18 protein-coding genes and 1 CRISPR repeat array are annotated in these 22,996 nt (G+C 49.7%); of the genes, 4 read left to right on the forward strand and 14 right to left on the reverse strand.

What is annotated here, in order from left to right; genetic code table 11:
* The 11 genes from FEK43_RS07440 to FEK43_RS23020 all read right to left on the reverse strand — a co-directional run bounded on the left by FEK43_RS07440 (nucleotide 1) and on the right by FEK43_RS23020 (nucleotide 14,188).
* Nucleotides 1-681, reverse strand: coding sequence for a fimbrial assembly chaperone (locus tag FEK43_RS07440; protein ID WP_138158488.1), 681 nt, complete (start codon nucleotides 679-681; stop codon nucleotides 1-3).
* A gap of 53 nt (nucleotides 682-734) precedes the next feature.
* A complete protein-coding gene (gene yehD / locus FEK43_RS07445) occupies nucleotides 735-1,283 on the reverse strand; it encodes a fimbrial protein YehD (protein WP_135408962.1) in 549 nt (182 codons plus the stop codon).
* Nucleotides 1,284-1,668: 385 nt separating this feature from the next.
* The gene (gene cas6f, locus FEK43_RS07450; protein WP_130261260.1) at nucleotides 1,669-2,223 is read right to left on the reverse strand and encodes a type I-F CRISPR-associated endoribonuclease Cas6/Csy4; all 555 of its coding nucleotides are present in this window, start codon (nucleotides 2,221-2,223) and stop codon (nucleotides 1,669-1,671) included.
* A gap of 10 nt (nucleotides 2,224-2,233) precedes the next feature.
* Nucleotides 2,234-3,235, reverse strand: a complete 1,002-nt coding sequence (csy3, locus tag FEK43_RS07455; RefSeq protein ID WP_135408960.1) for a type I-F CRISPR-associated protein Csy3 — start codon at nucleotides 3,233-3,235, stop codon at nucleotides 2,234-2,236.
* A 10-nt stretch (nucleotides 3,236-3,245) separates the two neighbouring features.
* Nucleotides 3,246-4,169, reverse strand: coding sequence for a type I-F CRISPR-associated protein Csy2 (gene csy2, locus FEK43_RS07460; RefSeq protein WP_135408958.1), 924 nt, complete (start codon nucleotides 4,167-4,169; stop codon nucleotides 3,246-3,248).
* Nucleotides 4,166-5,473, reverse strand: a complete 1,308-nt coding sequence (gene csy1, locus FEK43_RS07465; RefSeq protein WP_131162678.1) for a type I-F CRISPR-associated protein Csy1 — start codon at nucleotides 5,471-5,473, stop codon at nucleotides 4,166-4,168. The genes csy2 and csy1 overlap by 4 nt, the downstream gene beginning before the upstream one ends.
* A 327-nt stretch (nucleotides 5,474-5,800) precedes the next feature.
* Entirely contained in the window at nucleotides 5,801-9,034 is a 3,234-nt protein-coding gene (gene cas3f / locus FEK43_RS07475) for a type I-F CRISPR-associated helicase Cas3f (protein WP_138158490.1), read from the reverse strand.
* Nucleotides 9,031-10,014, reverse strand: a complete 984-nt coding sequence (gene cas1f, locus FEK43_RS07480; RefSeq protein WP_135408956.1) for a type I-F CRISPR-associated endonuclease Cas1f — start codon at nucleotides 10,012-10,014, stop codon at nucleotides 9,031-9,033. Before cas1f ends, cas3f begins: the two co-directional genes overlap by 4 nt.
* A gap of 171 nt (nucleotides 10,015-10,185) precedes the next feature.
* Nucleotides 10,186-11,174: direct repeats of the CRISPR family, unit length 28 nt; unit sequence TTTCTAAGCTGCCTGTACGGCAGTGAAC.
* 213 nt (nucleotides 11,175-11,387) lie between these two features.
* Entirely contained in the window at nucleotides 11,388-13,664 is a 2,277-nt protein-coding gene (gene clpA, locus FEK43_RS07485) for an ATP-dependent Clp protease ATP-binding subunit ClpA (RefSeq protein ID WP_130205255.1), read from the reverse strand.
* 30 nt (nucleotides 13,665-13,694) lie between these two features.
* Nucleotides 13,695-14,015 carry an ATP-dependent Clp protease adapter ClpS gene (gene clpS / locus FEK43_RS07490; RefSeq protein WP_000520781.1) on the reverse strand — a complete coding sequence of 107 codons (321 nt, stop codon included), beginning with the start codon at nucleotides 14,013-14,015 and terminating at the stop codon, nucleotides 13,695-13,697.
* 98 nt (nucleotides 14,016-14,113) lie between these two features.
* On the reverse strand, nucleotides 14,114-14,188 hold the full coding sequence (locus FEK43_RS23020; protein WP_214251107.1) for a hypothetical protein: 75 nt from the start codon (nucleotides 14,186-14,188) through the stop codon (nucleotides 14,114-14,116).
* A 149-nt stretch (nucleotides 14,189-14,337) separates the two neighbouring features.
* Between FEK43_RS23020 and cspD the strand changes: the two genes are divergently transcribed.
* Entirely contained in the window at nucleotides 14,338-14,562 is a 225-nt protein-coding gene (gene cspD / locus FEK43_RS07495; protein WP_064530179.1) for a cold shock-like protein CspD, read from the forward strand.
* 72 nt (nucleotides 14,563-14,634) lie between these two features.
* On the opposite strand, the gene macB is transcribed toward cspD, so the two are convergent.
* Both macB and macA read right to left on the reverse strand, forming a co-directional pair.
* A complete protein-coding gene (gene macB, locus FEK43_RS07500) occupies nucleotides 14,635-16,581 on the reverse strand; it encodes a macrolide ABC transporter ATP-binding protein/permease MacB (protein WP_135406294.1) in 1,947 nt (648 codons plus the stop codon).
* Nucleotides 16,578-17,693 carry a macrolide transporter subunit MacA gene (gene macA, locus FEK43_RS07505; RefSeq protein ID WP_135406293.1) on the reverse strand — a complete coding sequence of 372 codons (1,116 nt, stop codon included), beginning with the start codon at nucleotides 17,691-17,693 and terminating at the stop codon, nucleotides 16,578-16,580. The genes macB and macA overlap by 4 nt, the downstream gene beginning before the upstream one ends.
* A gap of 151 nt (nucleotides 17,694-17,844) precedes the next feature.
* Here macA and FEK43_RS07510 point away from each other — a divergent pair, with 151 nt between their 5' ends.
* Nucleotides 17,845-18,801 (forward strand): VirK/YbjX family protein, encoded by a 957-nt coding sequence (locus FEK43_RS07510; protein ID WP_130261265.1) that lies wholly within the window; start codon nucleotides 17,845-17,847, stop codon nucleotides 18,799-18,801.
* Here FEK43_RS07510 and FEK43_RS07515 read toward each other — a convergent pair.
* The gene (locus FEK43_RS07515; RefSeq protein ID WP_130205249.1) at nucleotides 18,798-20,456 is read right to left on the reverse strand and encodes an ATP-dependent endonuclease; all 1,659 of its coding nucleotides are present in this window, start codon (nucleotides 20,454-20,456) and stop codon (nucleotides 18,798-18,800) included. The two genes, FEK43_RS07510 and FEK43_RS07515, sit on opposite strands and share 4 nt — an antisense overlap.
* Before the next feature lie 425 nt (nucleotides 20,457-20,881).
* Here FEK43_RS07515 and aqpZ point away from each other — a divergent pair, with 425 nt between their 5' ends.
* Both aqpZ and lysO read left to right on the forward strand, forming a co-directional pair.
* Entirely contained in the window at nucleotides 20,882-21,577 is a 696-nt protein-coding gene (gene aqpZ, locus FEK43_RS07520) for an aquaporin Z (RefSeq protein WP_130205247.1), read from the forward strand.
* 457 nt (nucleotides 21,578-22,034) lie between these two features.
* Nucleotides 22,035-22,934 carry an L-lysine exporter LysO gene (lysO, locus tag FEK43_RS07530; protein ID WP_130205245.1) on the forward strand — a complete coding sequence of 300 codons (900 nt, stop codon included), beginning with the start codon at nucleotides 22,035-22,037 and terminating at the stop codon, nucleotides 22,932-22,934.
* Nucleotides 22,935-22,996 lie beyond the last annotated feature (62 nt).

Here is a 22,996-nt window from a genome sequence, read left to right on the forward strand (position 1 = left end):
CTATTTGACAGTTTTTACTTTTTCACTCAAATAGTTTCCATGATCATCAATCAGCGTAACATTGTACTGGCTAACAACGGAAGATGTGGTGACGGTCTGTTCTGACCAGGGTGCTAGCACCAGCGTTTCTTTATTTAATTTGGTATTGCCTTTCAGTTCAGGAATAGTTATCCAGTTCGCTGAATTATTTTTTATATTAATACCATTACTGACAGTTCTTATATTCAGTCGAGAAAAACTTCCTTTATCGACACCAGCTATACCCTCCGGACGATAAATAAATTTGATGCGGTTTTGCATCGCGAATTTGATGCCATTTTTACCTTCTAATTCGGGATGATTAGGTGGGATGTCTAACACATTAAGGAAGAACAGGCTTTCGCGATCTTTAGGTAGTGTATTCGCCAATTTTTTGATTTTGAGTTGTTGCCCTTCCCCCCCTTTTACATGAGCGACCGGTGGCGTCAACACGAACGGGACGTGAATTTTTTCTGGAGGCTGACTGGTATCGCCATCATCAATCCATGACTGAACCAGGGCGCTACGATTACCTTCATTCATTAGCTGAACGGTAATCTCTTTTTTCTGTTCTGGATAAATAACACGAGTGCCGTAGATATAGACACCACCCCACGCAGGCGTGACCATGCTGGCCAGCAAGAAGGCTATTAATTTTTTCATTAAACAATCCTTGTTTGAGAAATCGGCGGCCAAAGCCGCCGATAAACATCATATTATTCTGTTACAACGGTCATTGTTATAGTAGATTTCACCCCACCCTTACTCACGTCAGCACCTGCTTTTGCGTATTGCGCCGTAAAATGCAAATCATACTCACCATTTTCAGATGGTGTTAATTCAACAGGTTTATTACCAGTAATCTGGTTGCCGGTACTAGCCTCTTGTCCATAAAAGACAGCAAAACCAACATCATTTGCATCACCAGTATTACGAGTAATATTTAAATCCGCGCCTTCAAATTGGGTACTGGAGAAAGTAATTCTTGGTTTAACACCAACCCCACATTTAACTTTTAATGGTAAAGATGTTGTATTTGAATAAGTAGTAACGGGGGCGCCAACTTGTACATTTTCAAATTGATCAATACCAATCTCGCTCATCTCAATTGTTGCATTATCACTACCACTCAGGAACTGACACGTAGTCCCTACAACTTTACCGTTAATAATTAACGTACCCATTGCATTCTCCACTTCCGCTGCATTCCCGGCACTCATAAAAAGAGAAGATAATACTGCAACTGCAATAATTGAACGTTTCATAGTCTATTCCTTAACTAATTTATTCCAGGTAATTAAGAGTCTTTGTCCTCTCGGAAATGAATTTCGCAAATTACATTTGCTATCGCAATGTAAACAAGTTGTTTTCGTGATTTAAATCAAATTATAAAAAACACATACCCAGCAAAAAATACCCATAAAAATATTTTCCTTGTTTACTATTCGGCATTATTTGATGTCATTGCAAGATAGATTAATACGTATAATTCATTGCGGATTGCTTGTTTTAAATAAATATCCATATACTGATGAAAGTGTAGGGCATTGAATTCTTTATTCTATTTCCAGCCAGAAATCGGCTTTTCAATAGACAAAAAGACCTGACGGTAAGGCCAGGTCTTTTATACATTACATTACAACTAACCAATCAAAACCAGGGAATTGTAGCGGTTGCGCTTAATCCATAACTACTGAATACCCCTTTAACCGGTTCTGTACGCAAATCCCCGTGTCGGATAAACAATTTGAACTGTTGCTGACTCGACAAACTCTTCATATTAAGAAAAGGTAAGTCGGTCCGCTGTTCAGCTTGCATCGCCAGTCGCTCAATCGCCTGTTCTTCAGTAAGCCAGCCTTTTTTCACTGAACGCCTTAACAGACGCTGGGGGTTACTTTTAACCTGCACACGGCTTACTACTCGCCAGCCCTTTATTTCTGGAACGGGAGTGACAGGTGAACATTGGCAATAGTCCGTTAGTCCTTTACGCCACGCTGAGGCTTCAAGCGCCTGTAATGTCTGGGCGCTACCATGCAAGCGTAAACGCGCTCCTGGCATAACATTTACGTCCGGGAAACTTACGCCGATATCGCCTTGCCCTCTTGCACCTAATGCCCGATGCAGTTTGGCAAATAACGCCGCCATCAACATTTCGCTCGAAAATTCAGGATCTGGTAGAACGAGGATCTCAAGGTAGTGATCCATTGGCAGCTCCTTATTCCGATTTCTCACCAAAGACACCGCCGCGGATCAGCACAGCCATCACGTAGTGCTGCTGCTCAACGTCTGGTTTCATCCCTTTAGTCACCCAATTGTCCAGTAAGGTATAAAAGTCGAGTTTTTCTTTCGGTTGACGGCAGGCCACACCGCGACTGGTTACAGAACCGTATGGTTCCACGGCGATAGCACCTAATTCATCCACTTTTGGATGCCAGGTATCGATGGTACGTAAAGCATTGCCAATCTTCTGAGAGTGGATACCGGCAATGCCAGCCACCTGGTATAACACGCGACTTTTGCTACTGTTGCTGTCGAGTACCAGCTCCTGCGACGGGAAAACTTCTTGCCCGGCACCAAGACGAACCAGCGCTTCAACGGTAAGCATCACCCACTGTTTTCCGCTCAATCCTTGTTCAATCGTTGCCGCCAGTTTTGTGACGCTACTCTGGCCCTGTTCAAATTGACGTAAAGAGAAGTCATGGCTGTTAAAAGTCCATGATTTGTCGTTAGCGGTGACTTTCACCTGAATTTGCTCGGCACCGATACGGTTACGCCACAGAAAACGACCATTTGCCAGATTCAGGGCATAGCGAAGCGCCAGTTCTTTAAAGCCATGTTCGCTGATATAACCTTCAATAACGTCAGAAAGCACCTCCTGATAGGCCATATCATTACATACTGAAGGTGAGGATAAATTACCCAGCACGCGCAGCGTAAACATCACTTTTAGCGTATCCGCATCAACCGGAAGCGCTGCCACATCTACCCGCTGCAAGTTGGCTTTTTGGATTTCTGCATTCAGCTTTAACTCATTACTGGAAATTGCATCTTTCAGGCGATTGGAGATGGTTCCGCGAACGGCTTTCTCCTGAATCTCAATAGGTTGCCATTCATTTCCTTGCCAGTTACCTGCGTACATCACCGCGTCAGAGGTTGCCAGTTTGCGCTCAAATGCCAGTACCGACGCCGTTTTTATTGTTACAGGAGCCTTTGCCATAATTATGTCCTTATTCTGTATCGTCATCTTCATTAGTAATAGGGTCGTCAACGACTGGTATTGCCGAGCAATAGTAGCCAGTGTCCGTTGTACGGTAACGCCACATCAGCGGTTGCAAGCCAGTAATACGATGTAATCCGCGCCATTCGCCAATGCCATAAACTGCTTCGGCAAAGGCAAATGGTGTCGAGGTATCGCGCGCATTTTCAACTTCACCGGGTGCGTAAACAGGAGAAATGCGTTGGTAGCCACACATTAACGGTACCAGGAAACCAGGCATTGGCTTCGGCTGGTATACCCATTGTGCGCTGTTGTCTTCTGCCGGAGATTCGGCCTGATATTTAATCGCAGCAAAATCAAGCCAGGCATCAAGCAACGATATGTCGGGATGTTGTTGGTGATGTTCAGCCAGCCATTCACTGCGATCGTAAAGCGCATAGCCAGGCATTAAACGCCAGATGATTTTACGCAGTTGCTTTTCATCTTCAGGGGCATGAAAAAGCTGTGGTTCGCGCATGTCAACAATGCTGCCGCCCGCCAGTTTGTGGCTCTGGCAGAGCATTTTCAGATGGTCGCAAAGAGCTTTTCTGCCATATTCACCATTGGTAATTTCGCCATTACATTCAATCAGCAGAGAAACCGTCAGGTGCATACGGCCCTCTTCATTGAACGAGGCGGTTTTACCTTCTCTGGTTAATGGGTTACGGGTGAGAGCGAATTGAAAATCGCGCCCGGAGCTGTACGCCTGAATATGCTGTTCATGGCTTACTACCGCACAACCGTCAAAACTTACGCCAAATTCATCCACGACTTTTCGAGAAAGCGCATGGACATAACCGAGAAAATGGGTCATCGACGGGAATCCCCAGGTCAACCCGGAGACGGCGTTAGCGTTTTCGATGCGTAGATGGGGTAACAAGAGCAGATAACTCATTTCAGCGCCTCCTGCAAAACGGCTTCCATTTCACGCATCCGTTGAGTAAAAAGGGACTGACTGCGCCACTCCCTTTGCTCGACAGCACCGACATCGAAACGGGCTTTTTTTAGTCGGTAGTTCAGCCAGCGCGCGAAATCATCGGCTACCGTCTCTTGCCAGTCGTTTTTCTCACGCTCCTGTTTGAAAGTCTCATCTGAGAGGCTTCGCCACGGGTCCAGCCAAAGTTGTTGGTGGCGAGGTAAGTCTGGTGATTGCACGGACCATCCCTGCCATTTTTCTTGCTGAAATGAAGACGCCTGCATGAACAGCAGATCAATCAACTCATCAATATATTTCGCCCGCGCAGTTCGGATATGAACATTGTTTATGTCAACCTTCAGCAGGTAAGTCATCCGGGCTACGATGCCTGAAGCCGCCCGATTGAAATCGCCGCGTAGGGAAAAAATACTGCGCATGTTTTGTGGTGCGCGATCCAGCGTCTCCCAGGTAGGTGGCATTGATGGCAACAGCCAGACACGACCACCACGCACACTATTGAGCAGAGAAATATTCTGCGGTTTTGTGCCACCAAAATGCATTTCGGCAAGATTAGGAAACCGGATATCTGGCTGGGAGTGCCATTTTCCTGCTTTGCGGGCATCGCGAATGGCTTTCGATTCCTCACTAAAGCGAACAGCCGTTAGCTTTTCATACATCGCCTGCGCCAGTGAACTGGAAAACAGTGGGCATAACAGGTGATAACTATCTGCAACAGGGAAATAGATTTGTTTTGCCAGTTTATGGCTGGCAGGCTGTCCAGTTGTCCATGCCTGGCTAAACCCAGCTACCCACAACTCCAGTTGCGCTTTATCCTCTGCAAACGTACTTAATGCCTGATAATCACCACGCTTCAGGCTGGCAAGCAGTGAATCTCCGTTCACATCGGTTTGTAGCAACTTTGCGACGTCAAGTGCGGCTGCGTTACCAATCGCGTCAGTAGCGACATTCACCAACGATGCCGTGTTTAAATAGCTTTCGTTAGCGGAGGTTTCCAGATAAAAGCTACTGGCTTTAGAATCACCATGACTGAATTTAGCGCCATGAGTGACTAATTTGATTTGCCCGGCACGCTTTGCCGCATCCGTTAACCAGTTACGTGGCAGGTAGCGTGCTTCGAGTTCCTGTCGCTCCAGAGCGATAACGCTGGCGTCCTCGCCCTGCTCCAGTCGCTTTGCTGCTTCTTTTTCAAAGGCTTCGATTTTGGGTTGCCTTCGCGAAGCGATGTAGTCAGTTATAAATTGTATTAGCGCCGTTTTTTCCATCTCGGCTCCTTTCGTTAATCCATCAAATTGAAGTTGCTCCCTGACTTCACTGAAAAATCTCCGTAGCCCAACCAGGCTTCAGTACAACGACACACACAGCAAAAGGGGCAACGCCCGTGGTGATAATCATGGATAGTTCACCTAGAGGTATCTACGTTTCAATCTAGTTAAACCCATGCAATAACTAAGAGTGATATTACCATGCATAAAATATTTGCCACACAATGGTTTAATAACTAACATTCACGCACTGCCATCGGCAGCTAAGAAATAGAGGTATCTCCGGATACGGACTTGTAAACTGCCGCACAGGCAGCTCGCCCCCTATCACAGGTTGCGAAACACCCCTAACCACGGGTGATAACGCCAGTCATCGACCGCATCTTCTTCACTGACCGGTACTCTCACTTCAGCAAACATTTCTCCAACACGCTGTATTTCACAACCTTGCTTATCAGCTAAATTCAACAAAACGTGTCGGTAATCCATCACGCCCCAGCAAGCGACGCCGCTGGCGCATCTCACCTCTTCTCGCCTGAAATTCCCTTGCGCTTTACGCTCGTTGTCGCCCGTGCGGGAATAGAAACGCGCTTCGCTTTCTTCATCATCCATATGCAAAAAAAACACCGCCTCCGGCAAAGGGGAATAACGAAATGGCGTCTGGCGTTGCATCCAGCCGTTCCAGCTTAGCGGTGCACGCCACCATTGCGCCGCCACCACATGTTTGCTTTTACTGCTCATTAATTCGGCGGATAAACGACCATGCTCAAGCTCCGCCAGTTTGTTGTCATTATTGGCAGACAGGATCCGCGGCAAGGCGTTAATCGTCCGGTAGTCCGCGATCGGAATCAGCTCGCAAATATCGTGACTATTCAGCAAGTGTTCTTTTGTTTCGAAACCTGGTTTACAAAATGCGGGGGCTTTTTTCTGCAATGATTTGATGTTGCTACGCAAAATAACCAGATTCTCACTGGTCGGCACATTTCTACGGTGGCGCTGAATACGTCCGGCAAATTGAATAATCGAACGCATGGAGCTTGGTTCAATAATTCCCCAGTCCGCATCCCAGTCACGCCCCACTTCTATAACCGATGTCCCCAACACCACAAAAAGATGGTGCGATTCCGGACTGTTATGTAAGGCATCTGCGATATCTTCGTTGCTCCAGAAATCGAGTTCGTTATGACGAGTAAAAGCGCGATCCAGCCGCTTCTCAATATCTGAACGCACCGCCAGCGGGTGTCGGGAGTGGTAAACACAGTAATGAATGCAGACATCTTCTGGTGAAGGAATGGCAATCAGGGCTTTGGTCACCGCAACCAGTGGGTTGATATTCGCGAAACGCACCAGGCCCAGCGAAACGGTTTTACCGCTTTCGTGTCGCTGGCGATGCGCCTGATGCAACTTCAGCATTTGCGTATGCACCGTCTGGGCCACACTTTCGGTAACGTCTTGTATCGCGCTTGATGCAGATGAAATTGAAGCAACACGCCCGAAATGCAGTCGCTCTTTTTCAGCCAGCATCACCGCTCGCCGTGCAACAAATTTGGCATGTGCATCACGAAACCCAGGCCCGTCGCAAATTTGCGTTGCATCAGCATCTTTTTCATCAAACCAGGCACAGCAGATATTGACGGGCCTGCCGTTGGTACCACAAGACGTCTGCCACATTTTACGCCCGGCGAGATAAGCCGCGAACAACGCCTGAATCAGCCCTGGAGGTAGCGTCGCCGAGGAAAGTAATACCCGCGTTCCTAGCATCCCGGCCCAGTTCATCAAACGACATACCGCATGAAGATCGGCAATATCAAAGTCATCAGGTTCGTCGAGCACTAAATCGCTGGTTAACAGGCGCAACATCGCCGGAAGCTGTTTCCCGCCACGCACACCCTCGGTCGCAGAAATAAGATGATCAATCGTCGCGACCAGAATCGGTGCGCTAACTAACTCCTTAAGTTTGCTGTCATCCTTCAACCATTTTTCCAGCGCCCCGGTATGCAGGCTGCCTTCGTACTTAACGAACTGTTGCTCCTCTGTTGGCGACTCTTGTGAAGCACTTCCGTAATCATTGTCTATTTTTTCCTGCTGCCACAGTTGCTTAACTGCCGCCGAACCAATCAGTACCGCCAGCTCATCCTCACCCAGTCCAAGCCGACTGCGCAGAGCATCGCCGGTTTGCAAAGTCAGCGTGCGCAATCCCAGCGCAACGGTAAATCGGCACCCTTCTCGCTCGTCGGCAAGTGCATACATAATGCGGGCGTTCGCAAAGGTTTTACCACAACCCGTCGAGGCCATATTGACGCCGAAAAATCCCTCTTCACGACTTCGTTCACGTAGCGCTCGCGCCACATCCCAGGCTTTATCTTGCCAGCGATATTTCACATCTGTGACCCGCTGGCTAAAACCTTTATGTCGGGCAATTGCCGGAAGCGATGCCCGTGTGTGCATCAGTTGCCGCCCAAGCAGATACGCATGATGCGCGACGCCCACAAGGTGCTCGTCTACCCGTTGTTTGAGCGTGCCGCTTTGGCGATCGCTATTTGCCCAGACGATATATTCCGGGTCCTGCCATTTTTGCTGCGCGTCATTAGATGAATAGTAGTGATCGGCAAGCATCAGGCAAAAACGCGCCATATGTAAGGGGAACAACTGTTCCATCTGCCCGTATGTCTTTAAACCGAGCGCGTTGCTTGCCCGGCGAGAAATCTGACGCGCTTTTTCCCGCCAGCTCGCGCTTTGAAGCGGCGTTCCTGACGGAAACTGCCAGACTTGCTCAAAATCCTGTTGCGTCCAGTCATTTTTGCGGTGGTTAACGGCATTCCAGTCAGCATTCAGTTGCTTCTCCAGCCAACTTTCACACCCTTTGCATGATTGTTCCGGCTGTGGAGAAAGATTCTCCGGCATTCGATGATGGGAAAGGATCAGCCAACCTACCGTCCTGGCTAGCGGTTGCAGCGAACTGAATGGACTATTTGAAAAATGAGGTGTGTCTTTTTGTAGACGTTCAAGAATCGCAACTTCATCATCTGCCGTTAATTCCCCGAGTTTCTCCAGCCACACATCGTCTGGCTGTTCACCAACAAACGCCTGGAAAAACCGCAGTGAGATCCATTCATGCCGATAAGGTTGATAACTGCGTGCGCTCTTATGGGTCAGGCTTTGCTGAAAGCTGCGTCCTGCTTTACCAAAATCATGAAACAACCCGGCGATAGCCGCCAGCAGCGCAATGCTCTCCGCGCATTGCCAGCGATTTTCTTCCTTGTTCACCAGGCTGCTTTGGGTTGTTCGATTCGTGGGAACGCGCCCCTGAGCATTAAAACGACGAATATTACCCACAATCCACATCAACTCCATTTGCCCGTTCTTCTTCAGCCAGTGACATGCCACTGCGGTATTTCGCCTTGCTGTTTTGCGCAGTAAACGGCGGAGTGTATTAACGCCTTCCAGTGTAATCACCGTTTGCCATGCGGCATCACCGGTGCGTTCAGCAAACTGATCAATAATACGGCAGCTCTCCATGCGGGCGTTTTTTGTACAGCGCGAGATAATCAGAACATTCATTGATCAGCCTTAGCCAGTGCCTGGGCCGTATCTTGCAAAGAGGTGATCATGACATCCAGCGCATCCGCTTGTTGAAAGATATTGATGCAGCGTTGACGAAACTCCTGAGCATCTTCTCCCGCCATTGCGGCAATAAATGCTTGTGGCATCACAAGGGCATCTTTAATCAGATCGGCAAGGTCAAAAACGAGGCCACCGCGACGTGTTTTACCGTGCATTACTGCTAAACCGTGCGGGATCCCGGTTACCCACGCTGCCACTGCTGCAAGCCCATAAGCCAGATAATTACCCTGATCGAGGAAGCGGTTGGCCATATCAATCCCACCGCCCCGTTTTGCGCGAGTAAAGTCGCCATAGCCCACGGTTTGGCTCACCATTTTGTAGAGTGCTTTGGTCAATTTGGCCTCTACGAGCATAAGCTGCGTATGGTTTTCTGCCGCGTCTATTTCTTCACGAGTACGATTTAGTAGGGTCTGCAGTGCATTAGCATCAGGCTGAAAGGCGTGTTCACGCTGCATTTTCGCGCTGGTCCAGTGCTTATCGATATGTGTCAGGCGGATTAACTGAAAACGTTTCGCGGCGGCAAGTCGTTTATCTTCAGCAAACCAAAAAGAAACCCACTGCTGAAGATATTCAGTAGGACGATATTCGCTTTGCGGACTGAGCCAGGAGACATCAACATCAACTTCATTTGCCGAATACAGCGGCGTGCCATCCGTACCACAAAAGCCCACCATCACCCCGGCATGGGCAAATTCACGCATCGCCGCCTGAGTAACGGATGTTCCCATCCCCAACATCAATGCCGTGGTATTCGCAATGGGGATATTCCAGTAGTACGACTCCTTACCTTCACTGGTAACATATTCCACTCGCCCACCATTCACCTGCACCCGGCATTTTTCCAGATAATAAATATTGGCGCGTTTAGAGTGGAGAATGGTTTTGAGGTCAGATGGAGTAAGGTAATTGGAAGACATAAACACATCCTGTGATTATTTTTATTTGAAGGAGCTAGGATTAGTACAGCATTGATTTCTGCGCGAGAAATTGATTTCTATCGCAATTATCACAATTGTTATTGCACGTTGCGGCTAATGGTTCGGAGTTGAGAGCGCCATAACGCAGCTAAATTTCTGCCATCATCGTATTTGTGAAACTGCCTGTACGGCAGTGAACGCGACAACAGCCAATGTCCCGGTAATCTGAGATTTCTAAGCTGCCTGTACGGCAGTGAACCTGGACGTTCAGTTTCTGGCGGTTCAGTTTCTTTTCTAAGCTGCCTGTACGGCAGTGAACTTAGTCGGTTCCAGTGAAAACGGATTCCAGCCTTTCTAAGCTGCCTGTACGGCAGTGAACTCGAGCTGAAATCACAGCTCGGTCTGAGTACGTTTCTAAGCTGCCTGTACGGCAGTGAACGCGTAACGGCCTCACAATAAATTTGCCGTCCTTTTCTAAGCTGCCTGTACGGCAGTGAACCGGGGGAAATAATAATTTCGTCAGCGCGTAACTTTCTAAGCTGCCTGTACGGCAGTGAACACGTTAACCCCCACTCTAACTCCCGTTCGTAATTTCTAAGCTGCCTGTACGGCAGTGAACTCAGTTCCTGTAGTAACCACAGAGTTGTTGGCTTTCTAAGCTGCCTGTACGGCAGTGAACAATTTTGATGGGATGATGAAGAATTTTAGTGGTTTCTAAGCTGCCTGTACGGCAGTGAACGCACGTTGGACGAAAAACGCAGCGCGGCATTCTTTCTAAGCTGCCTGTACGGCAGTGAACGAGAGCATACGGCGAGAAACACTACTCTCTGATTTCTAAGCTGCCTGTACGGCAGTGAACGCAAAAAGACGCCTTAGCTTGACGGTCTGGCGTTTCTAAGCTGCCTGTACGGCAGTGAACGTGATTTGCTTCAGTCCGGCCATATCAGCTTCTTTCTAAGCTGCCTGTACGGCAGTGAACTTAAGCTGTTATTACTCCGGTAATTTTGATACCTTTCTAAGCTGCCTGTACGGCAGTGAACGCAAAAGTGATATCAGGAAGATGGCGCAACTTTTTCTAAGCTGCCTGTACGGCAGTGAACGCATTAACAGAGAGAAAAACGCATAGGCCACGTTTCTAAGCTGCCTGTACGGCAGTGAACTCAAATACTACACGTTTAGCCCGTTGTTAATAAAGCAAAACCATCTCATTTTCCTGCTGCAACCCTTTTTTATTCTTACCTTTCAGCAGCATTAATTATCAACAACTTACCATCATCATCAAAAAAAGGGTCCGAACTTCCCCCACCCCATAAACAAAAAGTCCGTAACCCCTGACGAGATTACGGACTTCACCAACCTACTTAACAGTCTGATTAATGCGCGGCTTCCGGTTTATGCTTTTGTGCACTCTGGAACCCGTAGGTCAGCTCATTTTTCTCTTTATCCAGCGCGACTGTCACCTGGCCACCATCCACCAGCGAGCCAAACAGCAGTTCGTTAGCGAGCGGTTTTTTCAGGTTATCCTGAATCACACGAGCCATCGGACGTGCGCCCATCGCCCGGTCGTAACCTTTCTCAGCCAGCCAGTTACGCGCTTCCTGGCTCACTTCCAGAGAAACACCTTTCTGATCCAACTGAACCTGCAACTCGACGATAAACTTATCAACCACCTGGTGGATCACGTCTGTAGAGAGATGATCGAACCAAATAATGTTGTCAAGACGGTTACGGAACTCCGGCGTAAAGATCTTCTTGATCTCTTCCATCGCATCGGTGCTGTTATCCTGCTGGATAAGACCAATGGATTTGCGCTCGGTTTCACGCACCCCGGCGTTGGTGGTCATCACCAGTACCACGTTACGGAAATCGGCCTTGCGCCCGTTGTTATCGGTCAGCGTGCCGTTGTCCATCACCTGCAACAGAATGTTGAATACGTCCGGATGCGCTTTCTCGATTTCGTCCAGCAGCAGCACCGCGTGCGGATGCTTGATGACCGCATCGGTCAACAGACCGCCCTGATCAAAACCAACGTATCCTGGAGGCGCACCAATCAGGCGGCTGACAGTATGACGTTCCATATATTCGGACATATCAAAGCGCAGAAGCTCAATACCCAGTGCTTTGGAAAGCTGTACCGTCACCTCGGTTTTCCCGACCCCGGTTGGACCAGCAAACAGGAATGAACCAACAGGTTTATGTTCGTGACCTAAACCCGCACGCGCCATCTTGATGGCCTCGGTAAGCGCTTCAATGGCTTTATCCTGACCGAAGACCAGCATTTTCAGGCGATCGCCAAGATTTTTCAGCGTATCGCGGTCACTCTGAGAAACGCTCTTCTCAGGGATACGTGCAATACGGGCTACCACGGACTCGATATCCGCCACATTCACCGTTTTCTTGCGCTTGCTTACCGGCATCAAACGTGCGCGAGCGCCCGCTTCGTCGATAACGTCAATCGCTTTGTCCGGCAGATGACGATCGTTAATGTATTTCACCGCCAGCTCCACCGCCGCACGCACCGCTTTCGCGGTATAACGCACATCGTGGTGCGCTTCGTACTTCGGTTTCAGGCCATTGATGATTTGCACAGTTTCTTCGATCGACGGTTCAGTAATATCGATTTTCTGGAAGCGACGCGCCAGAGCACGGTCTTTCTCGAAAATGTTGCTGAACTCCTGATAGGTCGTCGATCCAATCACGCGAATTTTACCGCTGGAGAGCAACGGTTTGATCAGGTTGGCTGCATCTACCTGCCCGCCAGACGCTGCGCCCGCTCCAATGATGGTATGGATCTCATCGATAAACAGGATGCTGTTAGTATCCTGTTCCAGCTGCTTGAGCAACGCTTTAAAACGTTTTTCAAAATCGCCGCGATATTTGGTGCCTGCTAACAGGGAGCCGATATCGAGAGAGTAAATCGTACAGTCAGCCATGATTTCCGGCACATCGCCCTGAACAATTCGCCAGGCAAGACCTTCAGCAATCGCAGTTTTACCGACGCCAGACTCCCCAACCAGCAGCGGGTTGTTTTTACGGCGGCGGCAGAGAACCTGAATGGCGCGCTCCAGTTCCTTCTCACGACCAATCAGCGGGTCAATTCCGCCCACGCGTGCAAGCTGGTTCAGATTAGTCGTGAAATTCTCCATACGGTCCTCCCCACCAGCTTGTTCTTCACTGCTCGGCTGGTTTCCTGGTTCAGAAGACTGAGATGGCTCGTCTTTACGCGTGCCATGAGAAATAAAGTTCACCACATCAAGACGGCTGACTTCATGTTTGCGCAACAGATACGCCGCCTGCGACTCCTGTTCACTAAAGATAGCGACCAGAACATTCGCACCGGTAACCTCACTGCGACCGGAGGACTGAACATGGAAGACCGCACGCTGCAATACACGCTGAAAACTCAAGGTCGGCTGCGTGTCGCGCTCCTCTTCACTGGCGGGCAGAACAGGTGTGGTTTGTTCAATAAAGGCTTCCAGTTCCTGACGGAGCGCAACCAGGTCCACGGAACACGCTTCCAGCGCCTCCCGGGCCGATGGGTTACTGAGCAATGCCAGTAACAAGTGCTCGACGGTCATAAACTCATGACGGTGCTCGCGCGCTCTGGCGAAAGCCATATTTAAACTGAGTTCCAGTTCTTGATTGAGCATAGGCACCTCCCCCAATTTTTATACCTGCATTCAGGCTTTTTCCAGCGTACACAGCAATGGATGCTCGTTCTCCCTTGCGTACTTGTTCACCATCGCCACTTTGGTTTCTGCAACCTCAGCGGTAAAGACTCCGCAAATGGCCTTCCCCTGGTAGTGAACAGCAAGCATCAATTGCGTTGCACGTTCTACATCATAAGAAAAGAATTTTTGTAACACGTCAATAACAAACTCCATTGGAGTGTAATCATCATTGACTAATATCACTTTATACATAGATGGCGGTTTTAGCGCGTCGCGAACTTTTTCTTCCGCCAGTTGATCAAAGTCCAGCCAGTCGTTCGTTTTACCCATTGTCAGTTATCATCTTCGGTTACGGTTACCGGCAGAACGCTCTGCCGCTGACAAGAGCGTATTTGCCTGACCAATCTACTCCACATGATAGATAATTATCATCTATCGTTGGTATAAGCGACATCAGTGACATTACTGTCAATAGCGTTAACTGCTTCAAATTTTTGATGCATACCTACCCCCTGGCCCCTGTCAAACGCTTGACGACTCGCCCCATTTCTCTAAATTGTATTTCAAGAGTTGGCGAGGTTTTGAACTGCCCCCTCTCTGACCCCGGTTTATTCCATCTTACTTATATAAGATTTGCGAAGGATGTCGAAGCATGGAAAAGGGTACTGTTAAGTGGTTCAACAACGCCAAAGGGTTCGGTTTCATCTGCCCTGAAGGCGGTGGCGAAGATATTTTCGCTCATTATTCCACCATCCAGATGGATGGTTACAGAACGCTAAAAGCTGGACAACCCGTTCAGTTTGATGTCCACCAAGGGCCAAAAGGCAATCACGCCAGTGTTATTGTGCCCGTCGAAGTAGAAGTAGCAGTCGCATAGCTCTTCTGTCTCATTGTGTACATCCTAAAGGCAAAATGCCAGCCCGATCGGCTGGCATTTTTATCTCAAAAATCACTCTCGCGCCAAAGCATCCACTGGATCCAGCCGTGCCGCATTTCGTGCAGGTAGCCAGCCAAATAAAATGCCTGTAACGGTTGAGCATAAAAACGCCAGCAGCAACGCCAGTGGAGAAAAGCCTATCTCCCAGCCGGGTAAAAAAAGCTGTAGGGTGAAGGCAATTAACAGCGACAGCATTATCCCCATCGCGCCGCCCACCAGGCAAACCAGCACGGCTTCAATCAGAAATTGTTGCAGAACATCGCTGGCACGCGCGCCAACAGCCATGCGAATACCAATTTCCCGCGTCCGCTCCGTTACTGACACCAGCATAATATTCATAACGCCAATGCCGCCTACCACCAGCGAAATCACCGCCACCAGAGTCAGAAACAGTTGTAAAGTACGTGTGGTTTTTTCGACTGTTTTCAAGACGCCGTCCATGTTCCAGGTAAAGAAGTCTTTTTTGCCATGGCGCAGCGACAACAAACGGGTGAGTTGTTGTTCCGCTTCGGTGCTGTCATAGCCTTCTTTTACTCTTACAGTGATGGAGTTCAGCCACGACTGGCCCATAACCCGCCCGGACATGGTGCTGTAAGGTAACCAGACGCGCAGCACTTTACTGCTACCAAACATCGACTGTTTTTCTTCCGCCACGCCGATGACTCTCGCAGGCATATTACCAACCAGAATGACCTCACCAATCACATCGGCCTTATGCGGGAAAAGCTGGCGACGGGTGTTACTGTCGAGAACCACCACCTGTGCGCGGCCGTTCAGTTGCTCCTGGTTAAAGGTGTTCCCTTCGCTGAAGGTCATGCCGTAGACATTGAAATAATCGCCGCTCACACCGTTGGCGCTGGCGGCAACATCAACATTGTTATAACGCAGGCGCAGGTTTTGCGAGACAGCGGGCGTGGCAGAGGCGACCCACGGTTGTTTTTGGATGGCGATTAAGTCGTCGTACTTTAGCGCCTGCTGATATTGCGGATCGTCATCGCCAAAATCTTTCCCGGGATAGACATCAATAGTATTCGTACCAATAGAACGAATATCCGCCAGCACCATTTGTTTGGCGGCGTCGCCCACCACGACGATAGAAACCACCGACGCAATACCAATAATAATCCCCAGCATGGTCAGTAAGGTGCGCATTTTATTCGCTGCCAGCGCCCGCCACGCCATCTTCAGCGCCTCATTAAAACCACTGACGAATTGCCGCCAGCCAGACGCCGTTTTGACTATCGATTCCGTCCCCGTGGCGGCATTCACCTTTTCAATGGCGGGAGGATTACGCACAATTTCGCCGTCACGAATTTCGATTACCCGCTCCGCCTGAGCCGCAACCTGTGGATCGTGGGTAACGATAATCACCGTGTGCCCGCGATCGCGCAACTGATGCAATATCGCCATCACCTCTTCGCCAGAATGGCTGTCCAGTGCGCCGGTAGGTTCATCGGCGAGGATCACCTGCCCACCGTTCATTAACGCACGAGCAATACTGACACGCTGCTGCTGGCCACCGGAAAGCTGGGCCGGATAATACTCTGCACGGTCTTCCAGCCCCAGTCGTTGCAGCAACTCCTGAGCGCGCAGCAATCGCTGTTTCCGCTCAAGACCAGCATAGACGGCGGGTACTTCAACGTTCTGCTCGGCGGTTAAGTGCGAAAGCAAATGGTAACGCTGGAAAATAAAGCCGAAATGCTCGCGACGAAGCTGCGCCAGCGCATCGGCGTCCAGCGTGGCAACATCCTGGCCGGCAACGCGATAGGTTCCACTGGTCGCTTTATCCAGGCAGCCGAGAATATTCATCAGGGTCGATTTACCGGAGCCCGAAGCACCGACAATTGCCACCATCTCACCTGCATAAATATCCAGGCTGATGCCCTTTAGCACCTCAACCTGCTCGTCTCCAGCAGGATAGCTACGGCGAATATCCTTTAGTTCGAGCAAGGGCGTCATTGTTCAGCTCCTGGTTTGGCCTCACCAATCACCACTTCATCGCCCGCTTCCAGTCCTTTGACAATCTCAACATCGGTGTCATTGCGCGCGCCAATCGTCACTTCGCGCTCGCGTATTTCGCCATTACGCAGCAGTGTGATTTTATAACGGTTATCACCAACCGAATCCCCCAGTGCCGACAACGGAATGGTGAGTACGTTTTTCACATCAGTGAGTTGAATGTGGACTTGCGCAGTCATATCCAGGCGCAGTAAACCATTGGGGTTTGGCACTTCAAAACGGGCGTAGTAGAAAATGGCGTCGTTGACCTTTTCTGGCGTCGGCAGCACATCTTTAATCTGCCCCTCGTAGCGCGTCAGCGGATCGCCAAGCACGGTGAACCAGGCTTTTTGACCGGGTTTCAGGTGAATGACATCTGCTTCCGACACCTGCGCTTTTACCAGCATGGTACTCATATCTGCCAGCGTCAGAATGTTTGGCGCTTGTTGTGCGGCAATTACCGTCTGCCCTTGCAGAGTGGTGATTTGCGTAACTTCACCTGCCATCGGGGCAACGATGCGGGTGTAATCGAGATTCGTTTTCGCCGTGTCGAGTGACGCCTGATTCCGTTTGATTTGCGCGTCGATAGTGCCTATTTGCGCCTGTTTAACTGCCATCTCCGTCGCTGCGGTGTCGAGATCCTGTTGCGAAACCGCCTGCGTTTGCGCCAGTCGTTGCTGGCGTGAGTATGTCACCCGTGCCAGTTTCAGTTCTGCTTCTGCCTGTTGCCTTTGCGCACGCAGCTCCATCAGTGTCGCTTCCACTTCCTTGATCTGGTTTTCAGCCTGTTCAGGATCAATAACCCCTAAAAGCTGGTCTTTTTTTACTTTATCGCCAATCGCCACCGACAGCGTTTTCAACTGACCGCTGACCTGCGCGCCCACGTCAACCTTACGCAGCGCGTCCAGCTTTCCGGTCGCCAGCACGCTTTGCTGCAAATCACCGGGGCGGACAATCAATGTCTGATAAGTCGGCACGGGCGCGTTGAGTGTTCTCCACAACGCAATCAGCGCAGCGATGACTATCACCAGCGCAATAGCGTAACGCTTCTTAAGGTTTTTTCGCTTTTTCATAAATACTCTGAATGCTCCATATGCGCGCACGGGGCTGCCAACTTCAACGAAACATCAACAAAAATCTAAAATTTACGTTAGTAATTATACGATTGATGTTTGGTTAAGATGCCCGATGGTGAAATCGGTGTTACGTATAATCATTGATTTTATGAATATGTCTCAGATCACTGAACGAGCATTTACACCATCTGAATCTCTTAGCAGCATGTCTCTTTTCCTTAATCTGGCAGGGGGTCAGTGGCGGCCGGGTAAATTCTGGCATCGCCGTCGGTTTCGCCAGAAATTTTTGCTGCGCTCTTTGATTATGCCGCGTTTAAGCGTTGAGTGGATGAACGAACTCTCCCACTGGCCTAATCTCAGAACGCTGTTAACGCGTCAGCCGCGCCTGCCGGTTCGCCTGCATCGCCCTTACCTTGCCGTGAATATGACCCGTAAGCAATTGCTGGAGGCGTTACGTTACCATTATGCGTTGCTGCGCGCGTGCATGTCGGCGGAAGAGTTCAGCTTATATTTGAACACCCCGGGACTGCAACTTGCGAAGCTGGAAGGAAAAAACGGCGAGCAGTTCACGCTTGAACTGACCATGATGATCTCAATGGATAAGGAAGGTGACAGCACAATTCTGTTCCGCAACAGCGAAGGTATTCCTCTGGCGGAGATCACATTTACACTGTGTGAGTATCAGGGGAAAAGGACGTTATTTATAGGCGGGCTGCAAGGTGCGAAATGGGAAATTCCACACCAACAGATCCAGAATGCGACGAAAGCCTGCCACGGGCTATTTCCCAAACGACTCGTGATGGAAGCGGTCTGCCTCTTCGCCCAACGCTTACAGGTCGAACAAATTATTGCTGTCAGCAATGAAACACATATTTACCGCAGCCTGCGTTATCGCGATAAGGAAGGAAAAATCCATGCTGACTATAACGCGTTCTGGGAATCGGTCGGTGGCGAATGCGACGCTGAACGCCATTACCGCCTTCCAGGTCAGATAGCACGAAAAGAGATTGTGGATATCGCCAGTAAAAAACGGGCTGAATACCGTCGACGCTACGAGATGCTTGACGCTATTCAGCCGCAGATGGCAAGGATGTTTTGCGGTTAATCAGCCCGACCGCGCGCCAGCCACAGCACGCGTGAGAACATTTTTTTCAGCAGCGTCGGTACGGAGTCCACACCACGACGTCCGGCCTCCATTGCCACTTCAATGGCAAGGTCGGGCTTGGAAGAGCGATGGATCGCTTTTGAAATAATTTTGCGCAAATTCATCGGCACGTTTTCCGGGATCTGCGCCACGCGATGGAACACGTCGGAAAACCCCTGGCGATACATAAAATGTTCCATATCCAGCGCCGGTAACGTTGTCAAATGTTCACGTTCAGCTTCGCGATCGTTATTCAGCAGGCTGCGCACCGTTGCGGCATATTTCTTCCCGGCTTCATCGCCATCGACCAGCACATGCCACTCAATCCCCATCCGCCGGGCAAATTTCACCAGTGGTTTTAGCCCGGACTGAGCAAACTCAATGACCTTAATCCCTTCGGCATCGAAATGGTGTCCACATTGGCGCGCCAGTTCGTTGATAACCCAGGTTTCTGTTTCCCCTTCCACCAGCAACCAGCAGCGAGCAAACAGCGATGACGGACGATTAAAACGAATGTGAAAAGAGATGCGGCGGCTGTCTTCGGTGCTCAAGCCACTTGGCCCCAGACGCCAGGCGGCAACACGAGAAGATTCACGCACCAGGCGGCAAACATGTTCAACTGGAGTTAACGAAAGCAGCTCGCCAGAGTTGGTGGTAGCAATACGTTGTAAAGGCAAAAGATTCAACAGATGCCAGGCAACGGAAAGCATAATCGGATGCAGGCGGGTTTCTGGATCTTCAATTAGCAATAACGGACGCGCGTCTTTATCCAGTCGCAATGACCCTTTTGCCTGCAATAAAGTGGCAAACAGACCGAGTAAAATGACCCGATACGAACGCCCCCCTGGTCTGTCAATCATCCGGTTGATGATATCGAGATAACGCCAGCTCCGTTGCTCATTGCTGGCTCGCCGACGCATCAAGCGATATCTCGCCTGCCCGGCCCCTTGCTCCGAGAAATAATGCTCAAGCAGTTGCACCATTGCCGAAAGCCCCTGGCGAATCTGCCCATCGGAGAGATTTTGCGGGTGTGAGGATAACTCGCGGGCGAGAAAATCCAACTGGCGCGCGGTGACTTCCACATTGGGTACATTTGGTACAGTTCCATTGCGAATGCGGCGCATAAAACGGGCGTCGCGCAAACGCAGAACCGGCATTAAACGCACCACATGACGCGCCTGATCGTTAATATCTTCGACATCAATCGGATGACCGTCTTTATCAAGAAAGCTGCGTAACGTCATCACGCTACCGTCTTCCGCACTTTCCCCTTCCAGGCGATAAAAAATGCGGTGATAACCATCGGTGCATGGCGTCCAGCACGCTTCCAGCGGACGATAACGGCGCACCCGATGCCGTCCTGGCTGCAACTCACGAAAGGTCAGAATGATATGCAAATGATGTTCTCGCCCGTTGATATCCCCCGGCGGAAACCAGAAATCATCGCGCTCAAAATGGTAGAGATCTGACTCTGGCGATAACAGCAGGGTTAAGGCGTCCAGTAAACTGGATTTACCCCACGCGTTCTCCCCAATCAGGACGTTGTTTTGTTCCAGCATCAATGACAATCGATTAATGCCGCGAAAGCCCACAATTTCAACGCGCTCAAGAATCATATCCCCTCCAGAAATATGTAACTTATCCTTTACCCCAGCAGTATAACGAGAAAGGCAGTAGCAATACGTGATGACATCACAATTAAGCATGGCAAATGTCTGAAAAATGAGCGAATAATTGTGTCAGATGCCTTCTCGCTGATTTCTCCCGAAAAAACAATGAAATCAAATAATTAACCTTGTGGATTATTTTTATTACCCCCAAAGGTTTAATTTCGTGGTTTGCACTACACTGTCAATCAGGCAAATGACTATATGAGGGAACTGACTATTGCCCTAAATCAAAATTACTGGATTTATTTATCTGGCGAATAGCTCGTCTTCGTTTTTAAAATACCCACGCATTATTTCTGTCGTCACTTTTTTACGACGACCCGATAAAACGACCATATTTTTCACAGGGTCAATTTTTAATTGAGGTGGATATGTTCAGAAAATTAGCAGCAGAATGTTTTGGCACTTTCTGGCTTGTATTTGGTGGCTGCGGTAGCGCAGTGCTTGCAGCAGCATTCCCGGAATTAGGTATTGGCTTTGCCGGTGTTGCACTGGCGTTTGGTCTGACCGTGCTGACCATGGCCTTCGCTGTCGGTCATATTTCTGGTGGTCATTTTAACCCGGCGGTCACTATTGGTTTATGGGCTGGTGGCCGTTTCCCGGCAAAAGAAGTCGTTGGTTACGTGGTAGCCCAGGTTATCGGCGGTATTGTTGCGGCGGCACTGCTGTATTTAATCGCCAGCGGTAAAGCTGGGTTTGACGCAGCGGCCAGCGGCTTTGCTTCTAACGGTTATGGCGAGCATTCACCGGGCGGCTATTCCATGCTTTCTGCACTGGTGGTTGAACTGGTATTGAGTGCCGGTTTCTTGCTGGTGATCCACGGTGCAACCGACAAATACGCGCCGGCAGGCTTTGCGCCGATCGCGATTGGTCTGGCGTTAACCTTGATTCACTTAATCAGTATTCCGGTGACTAACACTTCCGTTAACCCGGCGCGCAGCACCGCGGTTGCTATCTTCCAGGGCGGCTGGGCGTTAGAACAACTGTGGTTCTTCTGGGTAGTGCCAATTGTCGGCGGTATTATTGGTGGTCTGATTTACCGGACCCTGCTGGAAAAACGCGATTAATTAGCATTGGCATTTTATCTGCCCTGATTGTTTTATCACCGACGTTACAAACCGCACGGGTGTTGGTGGCGTCAAAATCGCTGAAGCGTTCCCCGAAGGCCGGGGCAGCCCACATGGATGTGGGCTGAGGGCGCGTCTTACAGGGACGTTACCTCGCGCCCGACCCGGTAGCCGAAGGGGATAAGCTGAAGGTACCGCGCAGCGGCGATTTTGTTCGCCAGAGCCCGGGGGTGCAGGGGGCGGCGGCGATTGGCCGCCCCCTGCGTGCTCCCTGCGCCAGTGGCTTTATATGGCATTGCACATGAAAGGAGCGCAACAATGCTAAACACTCATAGAGAATTAAAAATCCCCCTCTGATGCATAACATTTCCTTTTAATTGCAACTTTACTCGTCCTTCCGCTTTCAGTAGTGTGTCATCGCGCATTTCGACTTCTTCTTTGCAAGGACTGGGTTTTCATGTTTTCTGGGCTGTTAATCATTCTGGTTCCCCTGATTGTGGGTTACCTCATTCCGCTTCGCCAAAAAGCTGCGTTAAAACGCATTAATCAGCTATTAAGCTGGATGGTTTATCTCATTCTCTTTTTTATGGGTATCAGTCTGGCGTTTCTCGATAATCTCGCCAGTAACCTGTTGGCGATTCTGCATTATTCCGCTGTCAGTATTACCATTATTTTACTGTGCAATATTGTCGCCTTGCTGTGGCTGGAACGCGGTTTGCCGTGGCGCAATAGCCACCAGCAAGAGAAATTGCCGTCGCGTATTGCGATGGCACTGGAATCGCTGAAACTGTGTGGCGTCGTGGTGATTGGTTTTGCTATTGGCCTTAGCGGATTAGGTTTTTTACAGCACGCTACCGAAGCCAGCGAATACACGTTAATTCTGTTACTTTTCCTCGTCGGTATTCAGCTGCGTAACAATGGCATGACCTTAAAGCAGATTGTCCTTAATCGCCGGGGAATGATTGTCGCCGTGGTGGTGGTTGCCAGTTCTTTAATTGGCGGTTTAATTAACGCCTTTATTCTTGATCTCCCCATCAATACCGCGCTGGCAATGGCCTCCGGTTTCGGCTGGTATTCTCTTTCCGGTATTTTGTTGACCGAATCTTTTGGTCCGGTAATCGGGAGCGCGGCGTTCTTCAATGATTTAGCGCGTGAGTTGATCGCCATTATGTTGATCCCTGGCCTGATTCGCCGTAGCCGCTCTACTGCACTGGGCTTATGCGGTGCCACATCAATGGATTTCACCCTGCCCGTTCTTCAGCGTACAGGTGGGCTGGATATGGTCCCGGCAGCGATTGTTCACGGTTTTATTCTCAGCCTGTTAGTGCCGATCCTCATCGCCTTTTTCTCCGCATAATACCTCTCTGGCGGTAGATCCCTGCCGCCAAAATTGCGCTAAATCAATCTCCCTTAAAGTTG

This window comes from Escherichia sp. E2562, assembly GCF_005781075.1.
Classification (GTDB): Bacteria; Pseudomonadota; Gammaproteobacteria; order Enterobacterales; family Enterobacteriaceae; genus Escherichia.